General features: G+C 55.8%; 1 protein-coding gene. It reads right to left on the bottom strand.

All coding sequences use genetic code 11. The features are described from left to right. On the bottom strand, nt 1-258 hold a 258-nt coding region (locus DC53_RS0121010; RefSeq protein ID WP_033032571.1), incomplete at both ends, for a YmdB family metallophosphoesterase.

The raw sequence follows: 258 nt of genomic DNA on the forward strand, positions 1-258 counted from the left end.
CATTCGCCCGATAGGGTGGATTCGCCCTCTGCCGGGGTAAAGCGGCTCTTAGGCATACCGGTCAAGAAACGACGAAGCGGCTCGGATTTCTCCATTCCGATCACAGAGTTATAGTCACCGCACATACCGGCATCGGTCAGATATCCCGTCCCATTGGAGAGGATATGCGCATCCCCTGTAGGCACATGGGTGTGGGTGCCGACCACCAGCGAGGCCCGACCATTACAAAAATAACCCATGGCCATCTTCTCAGAAGTG

The sequence above is a fragment of the Pseudoalteromonas fuliginea genome (assembly GCF_000690055.1).
Taxonomy (GTDB): Bacteria; Pseudomonadota; Gammaproteobacteria; order Enterobacterales; family Alteromonadaceae; genus Pseudoalteromonas; species Pseudoalteromonas fuliginea.